Here is a 4765-nt window from a genome sequence, read left to right as displayed (position 1 = left end):
CAGGCCCTGGAGCTTGAGCATCGTGCCGTCCTTGTTCACCCAGCCGTACTGGGAGTGGCCGGTCCACGGCGGCGCGGTCGTGTCCTTGGTCGGGGGCAGCACGAAATTCGGCGCATTGATGTACAGCGATTCATCGCCCTCGCGGCGCTCCAGGTGGGGCGCGATGAGCTTGAAGGCGGGCTTGCCTTCCTCGTTGTACGAATCGAGATCGAAGTTGGTCAGCACATAGCCCGAACGTGGCGGACCCACGAAGTCCTCAACCTTCTTCGCTGGGGCCACCCAGTAGTAGATCAGCACGCTGGCACCCAGGACGACGGCAAGGATGGCCGAGGTGCCGGTGGCGCTGCGGTCCTTGAACAGGATGAAGACGCTCACAACCAGCGGTCCCGCTCGGCTTCGGCCTTGCCCTGCGCGGCCAGGATCATGTCGGCCACTTCGCGGGCGGCGCCGTAGCCGCCGGTCAGGCGGGTGCGCCAGTGGGCGCGTTCGGCGACCCAGGGGTGGGCGTTGGCGACCGCCACGGCGAGGCCGGCGATACCCATGGCCGGCAGGTCGGGCAGGTCATCGCCGACGAACGCGGCTTCGGCCGGCTCCAGGCGCAGGGCCTCGAGCAGCGCATTGAGCGTGGCGCGCTTGTCCTTCTGGCCCTGGTAGACGTGCTGGATGCCCAGCTCCTCGGCACGGAGCGAAACGGGGTGGCTGATGCGCGCCGTGATGATCGCGACCTTGATGCCGTTCTCCTGCAGCCGCTTCAGGCCCAGGCCGTCATGCACATGGAAGACCTTGGTCTCGCGGCCATCCTCGGCGTACCAGAGGCGCCCATCGGTCAGCGTGCCATCCACGTCGAAAACGACCACGCGGATGCGTGCGGCGCGCTCGGCGACGTCGGCGGGGATCTCGGTGTAGTGCGTGTAAGCCATGGCGTGAAGGATACAGGGGTGGTGCCGGCGCGGCGGGGACGCGCGCGGCGCGGCGTCAGACGACGCGCGCGCGGAGCAGGTCGTGGATGTTCAGGGCACCGACCACGCAGCCGTCGGCATCGGTGACAAGAAGGGCATGGATTTCGTGCTTCTCCATCAACTGGGCGGCCTCGACGGCGAGCTTGTCCGATCCAATGGTCTTCGGGCCGCGGGTCATCAGCTGGGCGACGGTGGCGCCGCGAAGGTCCACGCCATCGTCATCGAGCGCGCGGCGAAGATCGCCGTCGGTGAACACGCCGAGCAGGCGGCCTTCGGCGTCGACCACGGCGGTCATGCCCAGGTGCTTGCGGGTCATTTCGACCAGCGCTTCGCTTAGCGAGGCCGTGACCGGCACACGCGGGACGTCGTCGCCCTTGTGCATGACATCGCCGATATGCAGGAGCAGGCGGCGCCCCAGGCTGCCGGCCGGGTGCGAGCGGGCGAAATCATCCGAGGTGAATCCGCGCGCATCGAGCAGGGCCACGGCCAGCGCATCGCCAAGGACCAGGGCCGCCGTGGTGCTGGCGGTCGGCGCGAGCCCATGCGGGCAGGCCTCGGAGGCGACATTGCCGTCGATGTTCACGTCGGCCTGGCTGGCCAGCGAGGAGCGGGGGTTGCCGGTGATCGAGATCAGCGGGATGCCCTGGCGCTTGATCGCCGGCAGGATGAAGAGCAGTTCGTCGGTTTCGCCCGAGTACGAGATGGCCAGGACGATGTCGGAGGGCTGGATCATGCCCAGGTCGCCATGGCTCGCCTCGCCCGGGTGGACGAAGAACGAGGGGGTCCCGGTGGAGGCCAGCGTCGCCGCGATCTTCCGGGCGATATGGCCCGATTTGCCCATGCCGGAAACCACCACGCGGCCCTTGCACTCCAGGATCATCTGGCAGGCCTGGACGAACGAGGCGTCCACGCGGCGCTCCAGCGCCCGGATGGCGGCCGCCTCGGTGGCGATGACGGTGCGTGCGCTACGCACGATGGTATCGGCGTTCACGGTCGTCTGGCTGGCGGGCGGGGCGGTGCGGGCGTTCATTCGGCCTTGGGGTCCGGGTTGGGGGCTGTCCCTGGGCAACCCGGAATGTCCATTTCTGCGACACCGGATTTCCATTACCATTACATATTCTCATTTTATCGTCGCTGCCATCGACCGGTGATTCAGGGTCCGTTTCGGAACCCCCGGCCGCGGCGACTTTCCCATCCCACGGAGACCCCATGGACGCTGCCCGCATCCAGGCATTGATCGAAGCCGGCCTGCCCGGCGCCCGGGTGGACGTGCGCGGTGATGACGGCGTCCATTTCGAAGCCGAGGTCATCTCGGCACAGTTCGCCGGCAAGCTGCCGCTCGCCCGCCACCGCCTCGTTTACGCCACCCTTGGCGACCTCATGGGCGGTGCCATCCACGCCCTGGGCCTGAAAACCCTTACCCCGGAAGAAGCCGCCGGCCGCCCCTGATCGCGCCGCGCCCTGTATTCCGCATCCCGAAGGCATAAAAAGAAATCATGGCAAAGATCCTTATCAGTGGCGGTCAGCCGCTTCACGGTGAGGTGAGCATCAGCGGCGCCAAGAACGCCGTGCTCCCGATCCTCGCTTCCTGCCTGCTCGCCGATGAGCCGGTAAGCATCGGCAACGTGCCGCACCTGCACGATGTCACCACCTTTATTGAACTGCTGGGCCGCATGGGTGTGCGCGTCGTCCTCGACGACCGCATGAAGATGCACATCGACCCGCGCCCGGAAAACAGCTGCGTCGCGCCGTACGAACTGGTTCGCACCATGCGTGCGTCGATCCTCGTGCTCGGCCCGCTGGTCGCGCGCTACGGCAAGGCCGAAGTGTCGCTGCCCGGCGGTTGCGCCATCGGTTCGCGTCCGGTCGACCAGCACATCCGTGGCCTGCAGGCGCTGGGCGCCGAGATCACGGTGGAGAATGGCTTCATCAAGGCGAAGGCCGGCCGCCTCAAGGGTGCGCGCATCGTCATGGATATGGTCACCGTCACCGGTACCGAGAACATCCTGATGGCCGCGACGCTCGCTTCGGGCACCACGATCATCGAGAACGCCGCGCAGGAGCCGGAAGTCGTCGACCTTGCCCACTGCCTGATGGCGATGGGTGCGAAGATCGATGGCGTCGGTACTTCCACGCTTATCGTCGAGGGTGTCGAGCGCCTCCATGGCGCCCATTACGAAGTGCTGCCGGATCGCATCGAGACCGGCACCTTCCTCGTCGGCGCCGCCATGACCGGTGGCAAGGTGCGTGCGCGTGGCGCGCGCGCCGATACGCTGGATGCCGTGCTGCAGAAGCTCGAGGAATCGGGCGCGCACATCAGCACCGGCAGCGACTGGATCGAGCTGGACATGCAGGGCCGCCGCCCGAAGGCCGTGAACCTGGTGACCGCACCGTACCCGGCGTTCCCGACCGACATGCAGGCGCAGTTCACCGCGCTCAACTGCGTGGCCGAGGGCGTGGGCGTCATCACCGAAACGGTGTTCGAAAACCGCTTCATGCATGCGCTGGAACTGCAGCGCCTGGGTGCGGACATCCGCCTTGAAGGCAACACCGCCATCATCACCGGCGTGCCGAAGATGAGCGGTGCGCCGATCATGGCTACCGACCTGCGCGCCTCGGCGTGCCTCGTGCTCGCCGGCCTCGTGGCCGAAGGCGATACCACGGTCGATCGCGTGTACCACATCGATCGCGGCTACGAGAACATCGAAGAGAAGCTCGGCGTGCTGGGTGCCCGCATCCGCCGCCTGCCGGGCTGACTATCGGACTGTAGGAGCCCACCCTGTGGGCGACATCTTTCGCAAAGGCGTTGCAGGTCGTGCGGCTCGTCCGCGAACGGCGGCGCTCCCAGGGGGAGCTCCTACGTAACAAAACCCGCCAATCGGCGGGTTTCTTTTTACTTGCCTTCGAACTTCACCAGTTCGAGCGTCAGGTCGCCGCCATCCTTCTGTGCCAGCTTCACCGGCACCGGGAATTTCGCGGGGACGTACCAGGCGTTGAAGCCGCGATCCTGGTCGGTGCGGTCGACGCGTTCGGCCTGGAACGAGCCGGCTGGCACGGTGACCTTCTCGCTGGCGGCCACCTTGAAGGTCTGCGTTTCGATCGCCTGCTTCACGCCGACCGGGAAGGTCGCTTCCTTCGCGCCGCCGTGCAGGGCGACACCCAGGGCGAGCGGCAGCGTGTTGCGGTCGACCATGCCGGGCTGATGCGGGTAGGAAAACGACTTGCTGTTGTCCTGCACCTGGACGGTGTTGCCGTTGACGGTCAGCGTGCGGCTCTTCGGCTTGAACGCGTTCTGCAGGTCGTACTTATAGGAGACCGCCTGGGGCACTTTGCCGGCCCAGGTGAAACGCGACACTTCGGAGCTGCTGGCGCCGATGGCCGCGGCGAGACCCGACGTGCCGGTGACCTTGTTGCTGTATTCGAACTGGCCGTTGCCGGCCGGCTTCAGCGTGAGCGTGGCGTTACCCAGCGGCGAGCCACCCTGGAGGACGTTGTAGGTGGCGGTGAACGACTGCGGCACGTCCGCGGCGAACGCGGCGGCGGGCAGGGCGAGGGCCAGGCCAAGGCTGGCGCGGAGTAGGGTGGTCTTCATGCCCCCGAGTTTAAACGCGGTGGCTGAATGCCGGGTCACCTGGCTGCGGTGTCGTGGGGGGGGGGGGGGGGGGGCGGGGGGGGGGGGGGCGCGGCCCCCCCCCCCCCCCCCCCCCCCCCCCGCGGCGGCCGGCCTCACGTCAGCGTGACGCTGGTCAGGAACTCGGCGTTCGTCTTGTGCTTGCCGATCTGCTTGATCAGCAGCTCCATCGCCT

The 4765-nt window shown here is 67.3% G+C and carries 6 protein-coding genes; 2 read left to right on the top strand and 4 right to left on the bottom strand.

What is annotated here, in order from left to right; all coding sequences use genetic code 11:
- The 3 genes from lptC to ACTHLF_RS18580 form a co-directional block, all read right to left on the bottom strand.
- A partial coding sequence (lptC, locus tag ACTHLF_RS18590) for an LPS export ABC transporter periplasmic protein LptC (RefSeq protein ID WP_440329309.1) occupies positions 1-375 on the bottom strand: 375 nt, incomplete at its 3' end.
- A complete protein-coding gene (locus ACTHLF_RS18585; protein ID WP_440329307.1) occupies positions 372-920 on the bottom strand; it encodes a KdsC family phosphatase in 549 nt (182 codons plus the stop codon). The genes lptC and ACTHLF_RS18585, both read right to left, overlap by 4 nt.
- Positions 921-975: 55 nt before the next feature.
- On the bottom strand, positions 976-1989 hold the full coding sequence (locus tag ACTHLF_RS18580) for a KpsF/GutQ family sugar-phosphate isomerase (RefSeq protein WP_440329305.1): 1014 nt from the start codon (positions 1987-1989) through the stop codon (positions 976-978).
- Positions 1990-2168: 179 nt separating this feature from the next.
- On the opposite strand from ACTHLF_RS18580, the gene ACTHLF_RS18575 reads away from it, so the two are divergent.
- Both ACTHLF_RS18575 and murA read left to right on the top strand, forming a co-directional pair.
- On the top strand, positions 2169-2408 hold the full coding sequence (locus ACTHLF_RS18575; protein WP_247333343.1) for a BolA family protein: 240 nt from the start codon (positions 2169-2171) through the stop codon (positions 2406-2408).
- A 47-nt stretch (positions 2409-2455) separates the two neighbouring features.
- Positions 2456-3715: a UDP-N-acetylglucosamine 1-carboxyvinyltransferase gene (gene murA / locus ACTHLF_RS18570; RefSeq protein WP_440329303.1), complete on the top strand. Its 1260-nt coding sequence runs from the start codon at positions 2456-2458 to the stop codon at positions 3713-3715.
- Between the two features lie 137 nt (positions 3716-3852).
- Here murA and ACTHLF_RS18565 read toward each other — a convergent pair whose 3' ends face one another.
- Entirely contained in the window at positions 3853-4551 is a 699-nt protein-coding gene (locus ACTHLF_RS18565; protein WP_440329301.1) for a DUF3108 domain-containing protein, read from the bottom strand.
- Positions 4552-4765 lie beyond the last annotated feature (214 nt).

The organism is Luteibacter sp. (genome assembly GCF_051958795.1).
GTDB lineage: Bacteria > Pseudomonadota > Gammaproteobacteria > Xanthomonadales > Rhodanobacteraceae > Luteibacter.
This window is presented reverse-complemented; position numbering and strand designations above follow the sequence as displayed.